Origin of the sequence: Sphingosinicella sp., from assembly GCF_052388015.1 — a bacterium.
Lineage (GTDB): Bacteria > Pseudomonadota > Alphaproteobacteria > Sphingomonadales > Sphingomonadaceae > Allosphingosinicella.
In genome coordinates this window covers 1-15571 of sequence record NZ_JBQTIN010000063.1, presented here as the reverse complement: position 1 = coordinate 15571, position 15571 = coordinate 1, and the positions used below count along the sequence as shown (strand labels likewise).

The 15571-nt window shown below is 68.4% G+C and carries 18 protein-coding genes; 14 read left to right on the top strand and 4 right to left on the bottom strand.

Annotated features, from left to right (window positions below):
- Nucleotides 1-73: 73 nt before the first annotated feature.
- Complete coding sequence (fumC, locus tag ACT4N3_RS05525; RefSeq protein ID WP_444854209.1) at nucleotides 74-1471, bottom strand: class II fumarate hydratase; 1398 nt, start codon at nucleotides 1469-1471, stop codon at nucleotides 74-76.
- 37 nt (nucleotides 1472-1508) lie between these two features.
- Nucleotides 1509-1994 carry an SspB family protein gene (locus tag ACT4N3_RS05520; protein WP_444854208.1) on the bottom strand — a complete coding sequence of 162 codons (486 nt, stop codon included), beginning with the start codon at nucleotides 1992-1994 and terminating at the stop codon, nucleotides 1509-1511.
- A gap of 90 nt (nucleotides 1995-2084) precedes the next feature.
- Between ACT4N3_RS05520 and ACT4N3_RS05515 the strand changes: the two genes are divergently transcribed.
- The 4 genes from ACT4N3_RS05515 to ACT4N3_RS05500 all read left to right on the top strand — a co-directional run bounded on the left by ACT4N3_RS05515 (nucleotide 2085) and on the right by ACT4N3_RS05500 (nucleotide 4820).
- A complete protein-coding gene (locus tag ACT4N3_RS05515) occupies nucleotides 2085-2462 on the top strand; it encodes a histidine triad nucleotide-binding protein (protein WP_444854207.1) in 378 nt (125 codons plus the stop codon).
- Nucleotides 2463-2531: 69 nt separating this feature from the next.
- Entirely contained in the window at nucleotides 2532-4118 is a 1587-nt protein-coding gene (locus tag ACT4N3_RS05510) for an amino acid permease (RefSeq protein ID WP_444854206.1), read from the top strand.
- Between the two features lie 78 nt (nucleotides 4119-4196).
- Nucleotides 4197-4610 carry a VOC family protein gene (locus tag ACT4N3_RS05505; RefSeq protein WP_444854205.1) on the top strand — a complete coding sequence of 138 codons (414 nt, stop codon included), beginning with the start codon at nucleotides 4197-4199 and terminating at the stop codon, nucleotides 4608-4610.
- Nucleotides 4611-4661: 51 nt separating this feature from the next.
- Nucleotides 4662-4820 (top strand): hypothetical protein, encoded by a 159-nt coding sequence (locus ACT4N3_RS05500; RefSeq protein ID WP_444854204.1) that lies wholly within the window; start codon nucleotides 4662-4664, stop codon nucleotides 4818-4820.
- Here the strand turns inward: ACT4N3_RS05500 and ACT4N3_RS05495 are convergent.
- The gene (locus tag ACT4N3_RS05495; protein ID WP_444854203.1) at nucleotides 4817-5812 is read right to left on the bottom strand and encodes an adenosine kinase; all 996 of its coding nucleotides are present in this window, start codon (nucleotides 5810-5812) and stop codon (nucleotides 4817-4819) included. The genes ACT4N3_RS05500 and ACT4N3_RS05495 overlap by 4 nt on opposite strands.
- Nucleotides 5813-5930: 118 nt before the next feature.
- Here ACT4N3_RS05495 and ACT4N3_RS05490 point away from each other — a divergent pair, with 118 nt between their 5' ends.
- The 9 genes from ACT4N3_RS05490 to ACT4N3_RS05450 all read left to right on the top strand — a co-directional run bounded on the left by ACT4N3_RS05490 (nucleotide 5931) and on the right by ACT4N3_RS05450 (nucleotide 13292).
- A complete protein-coding gene (locus tag ACT4N3_RS05490) occupies nucleotides 5931-6314 on the top strand; it encodes a hypothetical protein (protein WP_444854202.1) in 384 nt (127 codons plus the stop codon).
- A gap of 124 nt (nucleotides 6315-6438) precedes the next feature.
- Nucleotides 6439-6639 carry a YgaP-like transmembrane domain gene (locus ACT4N3_RS05485; protein WP_444854201.1) on the top strand — a complete coding sequence of 67 codons (201 nt, stop codon included), beginning with the start codon at nucleotides 6439-6441 and terminating at the stop codon, nucleotides 6637-6639.
- A 30-nt stretch (nucleotides 6640-6669) separates the two neighbouring features.
- Entirely contained in the window at nucleotides 6670-7182 is a 513-nt protein-coding gene (locus ACT4N3_RS05480) for an RNA polymerase sigma factor (protein ID WP_444854200.1), read from the top strand.
- Entirely contained in the window at nucleotides 7179-7907 is a 729-nt protein-coding gene (locus ACT4N3_RS05475) for a lysostaphin resistance A-like protein (protein WP_444854199.1), read from the top strand. The genes ACT4N3_RS05480 and ACT4N3_RS05475 overlap by 4 nt, the downstream gene beginning before the upstream one ends.
- A 34-nt stretch (nucleotides 7908-7941) precedes the next feature.
- The gene (gene lnt / locus ACT4N3_RS05470; RefSeq protein WP_444854198.1) at nucleotides 7942-9429 is read left to right on the top strand and encodes an apolipoprotein N-acyltransferase; all 1488 of its coding nucleotides are present in this window, start codon (nucleotides 7942-7944) and stop codon (nucleotides 9427-9429) included.
- A gap of 65 nt (nucleotides 9430-9494) precedes the next feature.
- Complete coding sequence (gene metK / locus ACT4N3_RS05465) at nucleotides 9495-10733, top strand: methionine adenosyltransferase (protein ID WP_444854197.1); 1239 nt, start codon at nucleotides 9495-9497, stop codon at nucleotides 10731-10733.
- On the top strand, nucleotides 10688-12160 hold the full coding sequence (locus ACT4N3_RS05460; protein ID WP_444854234.1) for an AMP-binding protein: 1473 nt from the start codon (nucleotides 10688-10690) through the stop codon (nucleotides 12158-12160). Before metK ends, ACT4N3_RS05460 begins: the two co-directional genes overlap by 46 nt.
- Nucleotides 12160-12843 carry a tRNA (guanine(46)-N(7))-methyltransferase TrmB gene (gene trmB, locus ACT4N3_RS05455; RefSeq protein ID WP_444854196.1) on the top strand — a complete coding sequence of 228 codons (684 nt, stop codon included), beginning with the start codon at nucleotides 12160-12162 and terminating at the stop codon, nucleotides 12841-12843. Before ACT4N3_RS05460 ends, trmB begins: the two co-directional genes overlap by 1 nt.
- Nucleotides 12844-12845: 2 nt before the next feature.
- Complete coding sequence (locus ACT4N3_RS05450; protein WP_444854195.1) at nucleotides 12846-13292, top strand: hypothetical protein; 447 nt, start codon at nucleotides 12846-12848, stop codon at nucleotides 13290-13292.
- Here the strand turns inward: ACT4N3_RS05450 and ACT4N3_RS05445 are convergent.
- The gene (locus tag ACT4N3_RS05445) at nucleotides 13289-14425 is read right to left on the bottom strand and encodes a PQQ-dependent sugar dehydrogenase (protein WP_444854194.1); all 1137 of its coding nucleotides are present in this window, start codon (nucleotides 14423-14425) and stop codon (nucleotides 13289-13291) included. The two genes, ACT4N3_RS05450 and ACT4N3_RS05445, sit on opposite strands and share 4 nt — an antisense overlap.
- Before the next feature lie 110 nt (nucleotides 14426-14535).
- On the opposite strand from ACT4N3_RS05445, the gene ispG reads away from it, so the two are divergent.
- Nucleotides 14536-15571, top strand: a 1036-nt coding sequence (gene ispG / locus ACT4N3_RS05440) for a flavodoxin-dependent (E)-4-hydroxy-3-methylbut-2-enyl-diphosphate synthase (protein ID WP_444854193.1), incomplete at its 3' end; no start/stop codon positions are given.

Below are 15571 nucleotides of genomic sequence, written 5' to 3'. Positions count from 1 at the left end.
GGATCGGATCGATCGCGATAGTGAATGCCCCCGCACCGGCCTAATCGGTCCGGCGGCGGCGGGCAATCCCGGCTCAGCGGCCGAGCATGTCCTCGGGGATCACGACGCGGTCGAAGGTCGCCTCGTCAACCAGGCCGAGCTCGATCCCGGCCTCCTTGAGCGTCAGCCCCTTCTTGTGCGCGTGCTTGGCGATGCTCGCCGCATTGTCGTAGCCGATCTCCGGCGCCAGCGCGGTCACCAGCATCAGGGACTTGTTCATGAGGTCCGCGATCCGCGCCTCATCGGCCTCCATGTCGTCGAGGCAGCGGGCGGTGAAGCTCTCCATCCCGTCGGCGAGCAGGTTGATCGAGCGGATCACATTGGCGCCGATCAGCGGCTTGAACACGTTCAATTCCATATGGCCCTGCAGGCCGCCGATCGTCACCGCGACATGATTGCCCATCACCTGGGCGCAGACCATGGTCAAGCTCTCGGCCTGCGTCGGGTTGACCTTGCCCGGCATGATCGAGCTGCCGGGCTCGTTCTCCGGCAGCTTCAATTCGCCGAGGCCGCAACGCGGGCCAGAGCCCAGGAGCCGGATGTCGTTGGCGATTTTGGTCAGGCTCACCGCGATCACGTTGAGCGCGCCGGAAAGCTCGACCAGCGTATCGTGCGCGGCCAGCGCCTCGAACTTGTTCGGCGCGGTTTCGAAGGGCAGTTGGGTGAGGTTCGCCACCTCCTCGGCGAACGCCTCCGCGAAGCCCTTGGGCGCGTTGAGCCCGGTGCCGACCGCCGTCCCCCCTTGCGCGAGCTGGTGGAGCCGCGGCAGCACCGCTTCGACCCGGGCGATGCCGCTCTCGATCTGGAAGGTGTAGCCGGAAAATTCCTGGCCGAGGGTGAGCGGCGTGGCGTCCTGGAGATGGGTGCGGCCGATCTTGACGATATGGTCCCACCCTTCCGCCCGCGCCGCCAAGGCGCGATGGATCGTGCGCAGCGCTGGCAGCAGCCGCGCGTTCGCGGATCGCGCCGCGGCGATGTGCATCGCGGTCGGGAAGCTGTCGTTGGAGGACTGGCCCTTGTTGACATGGTCGTTGGGATGGACCGGAGACTTGCCGCCCCGCGCGCCGGTCAGGATCTCGTTGGCGCGGCCCGCGACCACTTCGTTGGCGTTCATGTTGGACTGCGTGCCGGAGCCGGTCTGCCAGATGACGAGCGGGAACTGGTCGTCATGGACGCCGGCCGCGACCTCGCCCGCCGCCTGCTGGATCGCTTCGCCCAGCTCGGGGTCGAGCTGGCCGTCGCGCGCACTCACCCGCGCCGCCGCCTGCTTCACGAAGCCCAAAGCATGGACGATCTCGACCGGCATCTGCTCGCGATGGCCGAACGGGAAATTCTCGATCGAGCGCTGCGTCTGCGCGCCCCAATAAGCGTCGGCGGGAACCTCGATCGGCCCGAAGCTGTCGGTTTCGGTGCGGGTGTTGGTGACGTTCATGATACCCCTCGCGTCGCTGGAAGGACGCTATAGGGCGTCACTTCTTCCGCTTGAAGTCCACCGCGACGACGTTGGAACCGTCCTCGATCGGGACCGCGGCCGGCGGCGGGTCGTTCTCGCCATGCTCGATCGCATCGGGCGTGGGGCCGTCGTCCTGCGCCTGGAAAGCGAGCTGGAAGTTGACCTCGGGGTCGTGGAAGCTGGTGATCGCCGCGAACGGAATGGAGAGCTTCGCCGGCGCCTGGTTGAACGACAGCCCGATCTCGAAATGATCGTCGCCAACCTTCAGATCCCAGAAGCGGTTCTGGATGACGATCGTCATCTCGTCCGGGAATCGCTCGAAGAGATGGCGCGGGATCGAGACCCCGGCCGCGCGCGTCTTGAAGGTGATGTAGAAATGATGGCCGCCGGGCAATTGCCCGGTCGCCGCGACCTCGCCCAGCACCCGGCCGACCACGGCACGCAGCGCCTCCTGGACGATCTCGTCATAGGGAATCAGGCTGTCGGGCGGCTGCTCGCTCATCGCTCCGACTCGTAACGCGGGCGGGGGGAGGGTCAAGCCACGTTGCCCGGCTCTCGCGACCGCCTTATCCCGAGAGCCAAGGAGCCAGCCATGCCGATCGACGCCACTTTGGCCTATGACGACCAGAACATCTTCGCCCGCATCCTGCGTGGCGAGATTCCGGCGAAGAAAGTGCATGAGGACGAGCATGCGCTCGCCTTCCACGACATCAACGCGCAGGCGCCGGTCCACATCCTCGTCATCCCCAAAGGCGCTTATGTCTCCTGGGACGATTTCTCGGCGCGCGGCTCGGAGGCGGAGATCGCCGGCTTCGTCCGCGCCGTCGGCAAGGTGGCGCGCAATCTCGGTCTCGTCGCGCCGGGCTACCGCCTGCTCGCCAATACCGGCGGCGACGCGGGGCAGGAGGTGCCGCACCTTCACGTCCACCTGTTCGGCGGGCGGCATCTGGGCCCGATGCTGGCGCGATAGAGGCTTGCCCCGGCGCACGAACCGGTTAGGCTCCGCGCCAAACCGATAATCCGTTTCAAGGGGACGATCATGGCCAGTGCACCAAGGAGCTTCCTCGGGCGTATCTTCCTGCGCAAGACCGTCGCGCAGATTCAGCGCGAGACGGAAACCAGCGAGCTCAAGCGCTCGCTCGGCCCCTGGAACCTGGTCTTCCTCGGCATCGGCTGCATCATCGGCGCCGGCATTTTCGTGCGCACCGGCAATGCGGCCGCGCTCCATGCCGGCCCGGCGGTGCTGCTGTCGTTCGTCATTGCCGGCATCGTCTGCGCTTTCGCGGGCCTGTGCTATGCCGAGCTTTCATCGACCCTGCCGGTGTCCGGCTCCGCCTACACCTACAGCTATACGACCATCGGCGAGTTCGCCGCTTGGGTGATGGGCGCGCTGCTGCTGCTCGAATATGGCCTCGCCGCCTCGGTCGTCGCGGTCGGCTGGTCGGGCTATGTGGTGAGCCTGCTCGCCGATGTCGGCCTCGTCATTCCACCCGAGTTCACGGGCCCGGCGGGCTATCCGCTCGTGCGCGACGGCGCGCCGGTGCTGGCGAACGGCGTGCCCGTCACGACCATCTTCAACCTCCCCGCCTTCCTGGTCTGCATGATGCTTGCCTTGCTGCTGGTGATCGGCGTGTCGGAATCGGCGCGCGTCAACAACGTCATCGTCGCGATCAAGGTGACGGTGCTCACCGCCTTCATCCTGGTCGGCGGCCTCATCATCCTCTCCAACTGGAGCGCGTTCGCGCCCAATTGGGACCCGTTCATCCCGCCGGCCACCGGTCGGGAGGGCGAGTTCGGCTGGGGCGGCATCCTGCGTGCGGCGTCGATCGTCTTCTTCGCTTATATCGGCTTCGAGGCGGTCTCGACCGCCGCCCAGGAGGCGAAGAACCCGGCGAAGGACATGCCGTTCGGGATCATCGGCTCGCTCGTCGCCTGCACCGTGATCTACATCCTGGTCTCGATCGTGCTGACGCTGATCGTTCCCTACAACCAGCTCAACGTGCCCGATCCGGTCGCGGTCGCGGTCGACGCGTTCGGGCCGCAATGGGCATGGTTCGCCAAGGCGATCAAGGTGGGCGCCATCATCGGCCTCACCTCGGTCATCTTGGTGCTGATGTACGGCCAGACCCGCATCTTCTACACGATGGCCCGCGACGGCCTGCTGCCGCGCGTCTTCTCCACCGTCCACCCGACGTTCCGCACGCCGTGGATCAACACCCTCGTCGTCGGCCTGGCCGTGGCGACGGCGGCCGGCTTCTTCGACATCAACTTCCTCGGCGATGCGACCTCGGTCGGCACGCTGGCGGCGTTCGGCATCGTCTGCCTGACCGTGATCTGGCTGCGCCAGACCCATCCGGAGATCGCGCGCGGCTACAAGGTGCCGCTCTATCCGATCCTGCCGGCGCTCGGCATCGTCTCCTGCTTCGCGTTGATCTTCACCGTCGAGACCCGGGTGCTGGTCTTCTTCGGCTGGTACGTGCTCGGCGCGATCGCGCTCTATTTCATCTACGGCATGCACAATTCGGTGCTCGCCAAGGGCGGCGACGTGATGGCCGACGACGAAACGCCCTACTTCCCGGAGGATGCGCCGCTCGACGAAAGCGGCCAGCCGGTGATCCGGCCCTAGGGAAAGTCCCTGATTCGATCTGGGGGAGGCTTTGGCCTCCCCCTTTTTCGTTCGGGCGCTTCGGCGTAGAAGCGCCGCATGACGCGCCGTCCTCCCTTCGCCGTCGCCGGTCTCGATCATGTCGTGCTGCTCGTCGACGACATGGCGGCGGCGCAGCATTTCTATCGCGAGGTGGTCGGCTGCACCGTCGAGCGGGACATGCCCCAGTATGGCATGGCGCAGCTGCGCGCCGGCGCGGCGTTGATCGACCTCGTCGACATCGGCTCAGAGGCCGGTGCTTGGGCGCGGCCGGAGGTGACGGGCGGGCGCAATGTCGATCATGTCGCGCTCGACACCGGCGACTGGGACGAGGCGGCGATGCGCGCCCATCTGGCGGCACACGATATCGAGATCGTTGAGGAAGGTCTGCGCGGTGGCGCGAAGGACGAGGACCTTTCCTTCTACGTCCGCGATCCCGCCGGCAACCAGATCGAGCTCAAGCGCTCCCGCTAGGCAACCTCCATCGCCTGCGCCGCGTTTGGCGCGAATGAGAGGAGCCATTTCATGTCGACCCAGCCGCCGCCCGAGCAGCCGATGCCTTCGCAGCCGGGCCAGCCCGAAACGCCGCCGCCCGAGATCAACCCGCCCGGACCCGACGTGGATGTGCCCGCGCCGGCGCCGGATATGCCCTCGACACCGGCTCCCGGCTCGCCGACCGCCTAGCCCAGCCGCGCGGCGACAAGCACCCTGAGATCCGCCTCGGGGCGGGCCCCGTAATGGGAGATCACCTCGGCTGCGGCGATAGCGCCGATCCGCAGCGAATCTTCGAGGGCGCGGCCGCTGGTCTGGCCGTAGAGGAAGCCGGCGGCGAAGAGATCGCCGGCGCCGGTGGTATCGACGACCTTGTCCACTGGCTCGGCCGGAGCCCGGGCGCGCGCGCCCTTTTGGGTCGCGACCGCGCCCCGCTCGCTTCGGGTGACGACCAGCGTCTCGACCTTGCCGCGCACCGCATCGATCGCAAGCTCGCAATCGGGCGCGCCGGTCAGCATGATGATCTCGGCTTCGTTCGCGAAGAGGACATCGATCCGGCCGCCGTCGATCAGCTGGTTGAAGCCGTCGCGATGGCGGTCGATGCAGAAGGTGTCGGACAGAGTGAAGGCGACCTTGCGGCCGGCCGCGCGCGCGACTTCGATCGCCCGGATCATCGCGTAGCGCGGCGTCTCCGGGTCCCAGAGATAACCTTCGAGATAGAGGATCGCGGCGTCGGCGATCTGCTTTTCGTCCAGCGCCGCGGGCGGCAGCAACTGGGCGGCGCCGAGGAAGGTGTTCATGGTCCGGTGCGCGTCCGGCGTCACCAGCACCATCGAGCGGGCGGTCGGCTCGCCGAGATCGGCCGCCGGGGTGGTGAATTCGACGCCGGTGGCGGTGAGATCGTGGCGATAGAACTCGCCGAGCTGGTCGGGCGCGACCTGCCCGATGAAGCCGGCCCGGCCGCCCAGCGCCGCCACACCGGCCGCGGTGTTGCCGGCCGAGCCGCCGCTGATCTGCCGCGCTGGGCCCATATGCTCGTAAAGGCGGGTCGCCTCGGCCGCGTCGATCAGCCGCATCATGCCCTTCTGGAGGCCCTCGGCGGCGAGGAAGGCGTCGTCGCAATCGGCGATGACATCGACGATCGCATTGCCGATCGCGAGCACGTCGAGACGGGCTTCGGTCATGATCTGGTCTTTCGTGGAACTTGTCCGGAAGCCGCCGCCACTAGCCGCCGGCGCGCCCGCCCGCAACCGCGCCGCTTGCGTCTCGACTTGGGCGGAAAAGTTTGTAGGGTCGCGCGCCATGGCGACCCAGTGGCAAGGCTCTCATTTCATCGTTCTCCTCGGCGCGAGCGCGCTCGCTTTCGGTGCGGGCTATATGGTGGCGGGGCGGAATGCGCCCCGCACCGTCGCGCTGCCGCCGGCCACGAACACCAGCAACGGCGTCGCCGGGCCGACGGGCATTCCGGGCTTCGGCACCAACAGCCAGACTCCGGCGCCCCGCGGCCGCGTCGACGAGAACGAGCTGATTGCGAGGAACGCCGAGCCGGAGGACGGCGCCCAGCCGCAGCGCCCGCCGGCGGCACGGGGCGAGGAACCCGGAGGAACGGAGCGCCGCCGGCCGCCGCGCGAGGAGCCGCCGGAAGAGCCTTACGAGGAAGACCCGGGCTACGGCCCCGAAGAGTGACGGCCGGATCGCGTTCGAGGCGCGCTGACTTTATCATTCGCCGCCAGTAACCTTTTGCGCGATCCGCGCCTCTTTGGGGTGGCCCGCATCGCGAGGATGCGTCGCGCCATCGAAAGGACGTGACATGTTCGCTGCCAATGTTCCGCTACTCGAACGGCTGATCCGCCTCCTGCTCGGCCTCGGTATCGCCGCCTTTGCCGTCTTCGGGCTGGGTCAGGCGAACCTCCTCTTCGTCGCGATCGGCCTGTGCGTCGCCGCGACCGGGCTGGTCGGCTTCTGCCCGGCTTGCGCGCTCGTCGGCCGTCGGCTGACGCAGAGACGCTAGGGACGCGCCGTCGCCGGCATCGATCCCGCCTTGATTGCCGCCGCCCGCGCCGGCGACGCGGCGGCGCTGGAGGCGCTGTTGCGCGTCGCGCGGCCGCACATCCGCCGCTACGCCGAGCGCTATTGCGTCGCGCAGATGGCCGAGGACGCCACCCAGGAGGCTTTGTGGACGCTCTATCGTCGGTTGCCGGCCTTGCGCTCGGTCGCAGCCTTTCCGCTCTGGCTGCTTCGCATCGTCGCGCGGATCTGCTTCGGGCTGGTGTCGCCGCTGTGGCGGCGGATCGAGGCGCTGCAGGACGACAGCCAAAGCGCGGCGGGGCCGGATGATATCGAGCTTCGCCTCGACCTCGAACGGGCGATCGAGGCGCTGCCCGAAACCCATCGGGAAGCGATCCTGCTTTTCTACTTCTGCGAGCTCAGCGTGGCCGACACGGCCGCGCGGCTCGGCATCAGCCGCGAGGCGGTGAAGGTGCGGCTACACCGCGGCCGGGCGCTGATCCGCGACCGGCTCGCCGGCCCGATACCGGCCGAGGAGGCATCATGACGCTCAGACAAACTTGGCGCGAGACCCTCGCTTATGCCGGGCCGATCGCCCTGGGACTGTTCGTGGCCCTCTTGGGCATCGCGCCATGGGTGGCGATGGCGTCGCTCAATGCGGGCTTTCACCCGGAAATCCCCTTGGCCGCGCTCGGGACCCTGGCCTGGCTGTTCGTCTACCTTGCCTGGCTGAACGGCGGCGGGCCGCCCAAGACATGGCAGGCCGCGCGCCGCTACCGGCTGCGGCTGTGGCAGCCCGGCTCGAACGGCTGGTCGAAGGACGGCATCTCGGCGACCTTGTCATTGATGGCGGTGATCGGCCTGCTCGCCTTCATCTGGATCCTGATCGGGGCGCCGGAGCGGCCGCCCGATCTCAGCCGCTACCCCTCGACCGCCTATCTCGTCTCGATCGTCGTCATGGGGGCGCTGGTCAGCGGCGTCGTCGAGGAAGCGGCGTATCGCGGCTATATGCAGCGCGGGCTCGAGCGGTTCGGCGCCGGCACGGCGATCGTCATCCAGGCCTTCGTCTTCGCTTTGGTCCACGGCGTGCACGGGCTGGAGACGCTGCTTTTCCTGGGGCCGGGCATCTTCATCGCCGGGATCGTCTACGGCCTGCTCGCCTATCACAGCGGGTCGATCGTGCCCGGCATGATCGTGCATTTCCTCGGCGACCTCGCCTTTACCTATTTCGCGACGCTTGGTGGCGACTGGCGGCTGCTGATCGTTGCTTGACGGCTGCGGCGGACGCTCACCATAGCGGTCGCCGATGAAGCCGATCGGCCTGTCCTTCCTCGCCGGCGCGATCGGCGCGCTCGGCTTCGCGCCGCTGAGCCTGTGGCCGCTGACGCTCGCCGCCTTCGCCGTGTTGCTGTGGCTGATCGAGACCGCGCCGCGGCTGAGGAGCGCGCTGGCGCGCGGCTGGTGGTTCGGGGTCGGCCAGTTCACCGTCGGCCTCAACTGGATCGCCACCGCCTTCACCTACCAAGCGGCGATGCCGGCCTGGCTCGGCTGGGTCGCGGTGGCGCTGCTCTCGCTCTATCTCGCCATCTTCCCGGCGATGGCGGCGGGGCTGGCCTGGCGCTGGGCGCGGCACGATCGCGTCGCGTTGATTCTCGTCTTCGCCGCCGCCTGGATCGTCACCGAATGGCTGCGCGCCGGCCTGTTCACCGGCTTCGCCTGGAATCCGGTCGGGGTGACTTTGCTGCCGACCGGACTGGCGGGCACCGCGCAATGGATCGGCACCTATGGGCTCTCCGGATTGACCGTTCTGGTCGCCGGTGCGCTTTTCCTGCTGGCGCGCTCAGGCACGCGCGTTGCGGCCGGGGCGGTGCTGCTGGCGGCGGGAGCAGGCGGAACGCTGGCTTGGGCCGCGGCGCCGCGAGCGCCGGCCCGCGATGTCGCGCTGCGTGTGGTCCAGCCCAACATCAACCAGCAGGACAAATGGGATCCGGCCTTTGCGGAGGAGAGCTTCCGCCGCCATGCCCGGCTGAGCGGCGGCGCGCGCCCCGATCGGCCCCGCCTCCTTCTCTGGCCGGAAGCCGCGACGCCCGAATTCCTGTCGGTCGAGCCGCGCGCCCGACAGCGGATCGCCCGTTTGCTCGGCCCGAACGACCTGCTGTTGCTGGGCGGCGTCGAGCTGACCTTCGGCCCGGACGGCCGGCCCAATGCCGCCTATAACAGCCTCTATGCGCTCGACCCGGCCGGCCGGCTGCGCGGCCGCTACGACAAGGCGCATCTCGTCCCCTATGGCGAATATCTGCCGATGCGGCCGATCCTGTCGGCGCTCGGCATCAGCCGGCTCGCCCCCGGCGACCTCGATTTTCTGTCCGGCCCCGGCGCGCGCACGATCGATCTGCCCGGCTTCGGCCGGGCCGGGGTGCAGATCTGCTACGAGATCATTTTCTCCGGTCAGGTCGTCGATCCGGCGGACCGGCCGGACTTCATTTTCAATCCCTCGAACGACGCCTGGTTCGGCGCTTGGGGCCCGCCGCAGCATCTCGCCCAGGCGCGGCTGAGGGCGATCGAGGAAGGTCTGCCGGTGATCCGGGCGACGCCGACCGGCATTTCGGCGGTGATCGACGCCAATGGCGTGCTGCTCGGGCAGTTGCGGCCGGGCGTCGCCGGGATGATCGATTCGCTGCTGCCGGGCGCCGCGCCGCCGACCCTGTTCGTGCGCTTCGGCAATGTCCTGCCGTTGATCTTCGCTCTGCTGCTCGTCGCGGGGGCGATTGCAGTCGGGCGGAAAAGGCGCTAGCGAGCCGCCCGCACATAAAGCTTCCTTTATATCCTTAAATTTCCAGCGAAGGACCGCCTCCCGCGATGCGCAGCAACTACACCTTCACGTCCGAATCCGTGTCCGAGGGCCATCCCGACAAGGTCAGCGACCAGATTTCCGACGCCTTGGTCGATTACTTCATCGGCAAGGACCCGGAGGCGCGCGTCGCCTGCGAGACGCTCGTGACCACCCAGCGCATTGTGATCGGCGGCGAGATCCGCTGCCGGCCGGTCTATGACGAGGAAAAGTTCAGCGACACGCACGGCTGGGCGCCGGGCTCGCGCGACGAGATTGAGCAGATCGTCCGCCATGTCGTGCAGCGGATCGGCTACGAGCAGGACGGCTTCCACTGGCAGACCGCCGCGTTCGACAATTACCTGCACGGCCAGTCGGCCCATATCGCTCAGGGCGTCGACGCGGCCGGCAACAAGGACGAAGGAGCCGGCGACCAGGGCATCATGTTCGGCTTCGCCTGCGACGAGACACCGGACCTGATGCCGGCCACGCTCTATTACAGCCACAAGATCCTCGCGAAGATGGCCGAGGACCGGCACTCCGGCCGTGCCCCCTTCCTGGAGCCGGACGCGAAGAGCCAGGTGACCCTGCGCTTCGAGGAGGGCAAGCCGGTCGCGGCCACCGCGATCGTCGTCTCCACCCAGCATAAGCAGGGCTATGCCGAGAAGGGCGAGCACGCCAATCCCGCGCTCTACGCCGAGCTGCGCGACTATGTGAAAGGCGTGGTGGCCGAAACGCTGCCGGCCGAGCTGCTCTCCGACGAGACCGTTTATCACATCAACCCGACCGGCGCGTTCGAGATTGGCGGGCCGGACGGCGACGCGGGCCTCACGGGGCGCAAGATCATCGTCGACACCTATGGCGGCGCGGCCCCGCATGGCGGCGGCGCGTTCAGCGGCAAGGACCCGACCAAGGTCGACCGCTCGGCCGCCTACGTCACCCGCTATCTCGCCAAGAATGTCGTCGCCGCGGGCCTTGCCAAGCGCTGCACGATCCAGCTCTCTTACGCGATCGGCGTCGCCGAGCCGCTGTCGCTCTATGTCGATCTGCACGGCACCGAGCTGAACGGCACGACCGCGACAAAGCTGGAGGAGGTGCTGCCCACGCTGGTGCGGCTGACGCCGCGCGGCATCCGCACCCACCTCGCGCTCAACAAGCCGATCTACGAAAAGACCGCCGCCTACGGCCATTTCGGCCGCAAGGCCGAAGGCGATCTCTTCACCTGGGAAAAGACGGACCTGGTCGATCGGCTGAAGGCGGCGCTCTGAGCGCCAACCTGTATTGCCTGGTCGCCGCCGCAGCCGCTGCGGCGGGCGAAACGCCGGCCTTCGTCGAAAATGGCGACATCCGGCTTCGTTATGACGAACTGGACGGCGCCGTCGCTGGCTATGCAGCGGCGCTGGTCGCGCGCGGCGCGCAGCCCGGCGACCGGCTCCTGGTCCAGGCCGAGAAGTCGGTCGAGGGCGCGCTGCTCTATCTCGCCGCGCTGCGGGCAGGGCTGATCTACGTCCCGCTCAACACCGCCTATACCGCGACCGAGCTCGAACATTTCATCGCCGATGCCGAGCCGGCGCTGATCATCGCGCCCGGCCATCTCGACCTCGCCGACCTGGTCGCGCCGCCCGCCGATTTCGAGACCGTGCCGCGCGGGCCCGACGATCTCGCGGCGATCCTCTACACCTCGGGCACGACAGGCCGATCCAAGGGCGCGATGCTGAGCCACGCGAACCTGTCGTCCAACGCGCTGACGTTGAAGGACTACTGGCACTGGCAGGCCGGGGACGTGCTGATTCACGCCTTGCCGATCTACCATGTCCACGGCTTGTTCGTGGCCTTGCACGGCGCGCTGCTCAACGGCTCGACGATGCTCTGGCACGAGAGCTTCAATGCCGACGCCGTGATCGCCGACATGGCCCGCGCGACGATCCTGATGGGCGTGCCGACCTTCTACACGCGGCTGCTCGCCAGTCCCGCCTTCGCCCGCGCGGCGGCGGCGGGCATGCGGCTGTTCGTCAGCGGCTCGGCGCCCCTGCTGGAATCGACGTTCGAAGAATTCGAAGATCGAACCGGGCATCGCATCCTCGAACGTTACGGTATGACCGAGGCAGGCATGATCTGCTCCAACCCCTATGACGGCGAGCGCATGCCCGGCACGGTCGGCTTCCCGCTGCCCGGCGGCGCGGCGCGGGTATGCGACGATGCCGGTCGCGAGCTGCCGCGCGGCGAGGCAGGGGTTCTGGAGATCAAGGGACCGAATCTGTTCAAGGGCTATTGGCGCCGGCCCGACAAGACCGCCGAGGAGATGCGGTCCGACGGTTTCTTAATCACCGGCGACATCGCGACGATGGCGGCGGACGGCCGCGTCGCGATCGTCGGCCGGACCAAGGACCTGATCATCGCCGGCGGCCTCAACATCTATCCGAAGGAGATCGAGCTCGCGATCGACGCCGTGCCCGGCGTTGCCGAAAGCGCGGTGATCGGCGTGCCGCACCCCGATCTCGGCGAGGCGGTGGTGGCGGTGGTGACGCGCACCGATCCGGCGCTGGACGAAGCGATGCTGCTCGCCGCCCTCGCCGACCTCGCCCGCTTCAAGCAGCCGCGCCGAATCCTCTTCGCCGAGAGCCTGCCGCGCAACGCGATGGGCAAGGTGCAGAAAGCGGCGCTGCGCGAGGCGCACAAGGGCCTGTTCAGCTGATGGGCAAGGACCCGACGACCATCCGCCGCCTTTATGGCCGCTCCAAGGGGCGGCCATTGCGCGCCGGCCAGGCCGAGCTGATTGGGAAGCTGCTGCCACAGCTCGCGGTGCCGCCGGAGGGAGCGATCGATCCGCGCGCCCTGTTCGGCGATGACCGCCCGCTCCATTTCGAGATCGGCTTCGGCGGCGGCGAGCATCTCGCTTACCGCGCCGATCTGCTGCCCGATCATGGCTTCATCGGTGCCGAGCCCTTCCTGAACGGCGTCGCCGGCGCGTTGATGCATATCCGCGACGGGCGCCTCGCCAATGTGCGGCTGCATCATGGCGACGCGCTGCAGGTGCTGGAGCGGCTGCCGGACGAGTCCCTGCGCTTCATCTATCTCCTCCACCCCGATCCCTGGCCCAAGGCGCGGCACGCCAAAAGGCGGATGATCAACCCCGGCCCGCTCGACCTGATCGCGGCCAGAATGGAGAAGGGCGGCGAGTTCAGGCTCGGCACCGACGATCCCGTCTATTGCCGCTGGGCGATGATGGTGATGGGCCGGCGCACCGATTTCGAGTGGCTCGCCGAACGCCCAAGCGATTTCCTCGTCCGCCCCGTCGGCTGGCCGGAGACCCGCTACGAAGCGAAAGCCCGCCGCGAAGGCCGCGAAGTGTGGTATTTCCGCTATCGGAGGGTCTGAACATGCGACGCTTCCTCATCGCCTTACTGGTTCTCGCCGCCGCCGAGACCGCGGCGCTCGCCTGTTCTTGCGTCGGCGTTCCGCGGGATGCGGCGCAGCGGCAAAGATTGGCGCGCGACATCGCGACCGGGGCGCTGGCCCTGGTCGAAGTGGAACTCGTCACGCCCTATGACCGCCCGGGCCGCGGCGAGCGGCTGCGGGTCCACCGAACGCTGGCGGGCCGCGCTCCAGCGGCTTTCGAGGTCGAGCGCGACAGGCCGCCAATCAGCACGGCGTGCGATCTCGAGTTCAATAGCGGGGAACGGACGCTGGTCCTGATCTACGCGCCGCGGCGGCCGGCCGGTCAGCGAAGCTCGCGCTATCGCATCTCCTCTTCGTGCACCACCTATCTGCTCGCCGATGCCGCCTTCCAGGCGGCGGTGATCCGCGAATGGGGTCGCCGCCGCTAGCGGCTCGGCACCAGCCTCAGCAGCCGGCCGCCGGAGCCATTGCGCTCATCTTCCAGCACATAGACCGATCCGTCCGGATGCTGCTCCAGCTCGCGGATGCGCTGGCCCATGTCCCAGCGCTCCGCCTCCCGGGCACTGGCGCCGTCGAAGGCGACGCGCACGATCGCCCGGCCGGAAAGACCACTGATCAGGGCGCTGCCGCGCCACCCAGGGAACATCGCGCCAGAATAGAAGATCAGGCTCGACGGCGAGATCACCGGCGTCCAGGTGATCTTCGGCGGCAGGAAGCCGTCGCCGGGGCGATGGTCGGGGATGTCGCGGCCGTCATAATGATCGCCGTTGGAGACGGTCGCGTAGCCGTAATTGCCGCCGCGCTCGATCAGGTTGAGCTCGTCGCCGCCGCGCGGACCCATTTCATGCTCCCAGAGCCGCCCACGCGAATCGAAAGCAAGGCCGAGCGGGTTGCGATGGCCGAGGCTCCAGACCTGCGCCGCGACGCCGCCGCGTGACGCGAAGGGATTGTCGCCTGGCACCGAGCCGTCCGGGTTGAGCCGGATGATCTTGCCGCCGTTCGATCCCATGTCCTGCGAAGGCGTGAACTGCTGCCGCTCGCCGGAGCTGATGAAGAGGTGGCGCCCGTCGGGCGAAAAAGCGAGGCGATGACCGTAATGGCCGCCCCCCTCGAAGCCGGGCGTCTGCCGCCAGATCACCTGAAAGCCCTCGATCCGGGGCGCACCGGCCTCGGTGACCAATCGGCCCCGCCCGACCGCGGCATGGCGTGTCCCGCCCTCGCCAGGCTCGGCGAAGCTGAGGTAGACGAGTCCGTTGCCGGCGAAGCCCGGATCGAGGATGACGTCGCCCAGCCCGCCCTGGCCGCCATAGGAAACAGCGGGCACGCCGCCGACCTCGACCGCCTGTCCGCCCATCGTCCAGAGGCGCAGCCTGCCCTGCCGTTCGGTGATCAACGCCTGCCGGCCGCCGGGAAGGAAGGCCATCGCCCAGGGCTGGCTGAAGCGGGCGACCTCCTCGATCGCGAACGGGCGGCCGGGGACGTTGGCGGGGACATCCTGGTCGCTGGCGGCGGTGCAGCCGAGCAGGGCGGCGGTGAGCAGGATCGGGCGAACGCGGCGCATCGGACAAGCTCCATCGGCAATCATGAGCCCGCGCGCCTCCTAGCGCGGTGCGCGGCGCTCGGCGAGGGCCGTTTCTTCCCTCGCAACGCGCGAGCGCCTATATGGCCGCCATGTCCATCCGCCCGTGGCGCGACATCGCGCGCCGCCAGTCCCGTCAGATCATGGTCGGCCACGTGCCGGTCGGCGGCGGCGCGCCGGTCACCGTCCAGACGATGACCAACACGCCGACCTCCGACGCCAAGGCGACGATCGACCAGATCCGCCGCTGCGAGGAAGTGGGCGTCGACATCATCCGCGTCTCCTGCCCGGACGTGGCATCGACCGCGGCGATGCGCGAGATCACCCGCTCCGCCAACGTGCCGGTCGTCGCCGACATCCATTTCCACTACAAACGCGCGCTCGAAGCCGCCGATGCGGGCGCGGCGTGCCTCAGGATCAATCCCGGCAATATCGGCTCGTCCGAGCGCGTCGCCGAGGTCGTGCGCGCCGCGAAGTCGAACGGCTGCTCGATGCGGATCGGCGTCAATGCCGGCAGCCTCGAAAAGGACCTGCTCGAAAAATATGGCGAGCCCTGCCCCGAGGCCCTCGTCGAAAGCGCGCTCGACCATATCAAATTGCTGCAGGACCATGATTTCCACGCGTTCAAGGTCGCGGTGAAGGCATCCGACCAGTTCCTCGCCGTCGCCGCCTATCAGCAGCTCGCCGAGACGGTCGATTGCCCCTTGCATCTCGGCATCACCGAGGCGGGCGGCCTGCGCGGGGGGACCGTCAAGAGCGCGATCGGCATCGGCTCCCTGCTCTGGTTCGGGATCGGCGACACGATCCGGGTCAGCCTCTCCGCCGAGCCGGAGGAGGAAGTCCGCGTCGGCTACGAGATCCTGAAGGCGCTCGGCATCCGCAACCGCGGCGTGCGCGTCGTCTCATGCCCGTCCTGCGCGCGGCAGGGGTTCGACGTGATCCGCACCGTCGAGAAATTGGAGGAGCGGCTGAGCCACATCCGCACGCCGATGTCGCTCAGCGTGCTCGGCTGCGTCGTCAACGGCCCCGGCGAGGCGCGCGAGACCGATATCGGCATCACCGGCGGCGGCCAGGGCAAGCATATGGTCTATCTCAGCGGCGTCACCGACCATCATGTCCGCGACGAGG

Excerpts from the sequence above, each read along its gene's own strand:
- fumC (WP_444854209.1), bottom strand. The coding sequence starts at position 1,471 with ATGAACGTCACCAACACCCGCACCGAAACCGACAGCTTCGGGCCGATC.
- ACT4N3_RS05520 (WP_444854208.1), bottom strand. The coding sequence starts at position 1,994 with ATGAGCGAGCAGCCGCCCGACAGCCTGATTCCCTATGACGAGATCGTC.
- ACT4N3_RS05515 (WP_444854207.1), top strand. The coding sequence starts at position 2,085 with ATGCCGATCGACGCCACTTTGGCCTATGACGACCAGAACATCTTCGCC.
- ACT4N3_RS05510 (WP_444854206.1), top strand. The coding sequence starts at position 2,532 with ATGGCCAGTGCACCAAGGAGCTTCCTCGGGCGTATCTTCCTGCGCAAG.
- ACT4N3_RS05505 (WP_444854205.1), top strand. The coding sequence starts at position 4,197 with ATGACGCGCCGTCCTCCCTTCGCCGTCGCCGGTCTCGATCATGTCGTG.
- ACT4N3_RS05500 (WP_444854204.1), top strand. The coding sequence starts at position 4,662 with ATGTCGACCCAGCCGCCGCCCGAGCAGCCGATGCCTTCGCAGCCGGGC.
- ACT4N3_RS05495 (WP_444854203.1), bottom strand. The coding sequence starts at position 5,812 with ATGACCGAAGCCCGTCTCGACGTGCTCGCGATCGGCAATGCGATCGTC.
- ACT4N3_RS05490 (WP_444854202.1), top strand. The coding sequence starts at position 5,931 with ATGGCGACCCAGTGGCAAGGCTCTCATTTCATCGTTCTCCTCGGCGCG.
- ACT4N3_RS05485 (WP_444854201.1), top strand. The coding sequence starts at position 6,439 with ATGTTCGCTGCCAATGTTCCGCTACTCGAACGGCTGATCCGCCTCCTG.
- ACT4N3_RS05475 (WP_444854199.1), top strand. The coding sequence starts at position 7,179 with ATGACGCTCAGACAAACTTGGCGCGAGACCCTCGCTTATGCCGGGCCG.
- lnt (WP_444854198.1), top strand. The coding sequence starts at position 7,942 with ATGAAGCCGATCGGCCTGTCCTTCCTCGCCGGCGCGATCGGCGCGCTC.
- metK (WP_444854197.1), top strand. The coding sequence starts at position 9,495 with ATGCGCAGCAACTACACCTTCACGTCCGAATCCGTGTCCGAGGGCCAT.
- trmB (WP_444854196.1), top strand. The coding sequence starts at position 12,160 with ATGGGCAAGGACCCGACGACCATCCGCCGCCTTTATGGCCGCTCCAAG.
- ACT4N3_RS05450 (WP_444854195.1), top strand. The coding sequence starts at position 12,846 with ATGCGACGCTTCCTCATCGCCTTACTGGTTCTCGCCGCCGCCGAGACC.
- ACT4N3_RS05445 (WP_444854194.1), bottom strand. The coding sequence starts at position 14,425 with ATGCGCCGCGTTCGCCCGATCCTGCTCACCGCCGCCCTGCTCGGCTGC.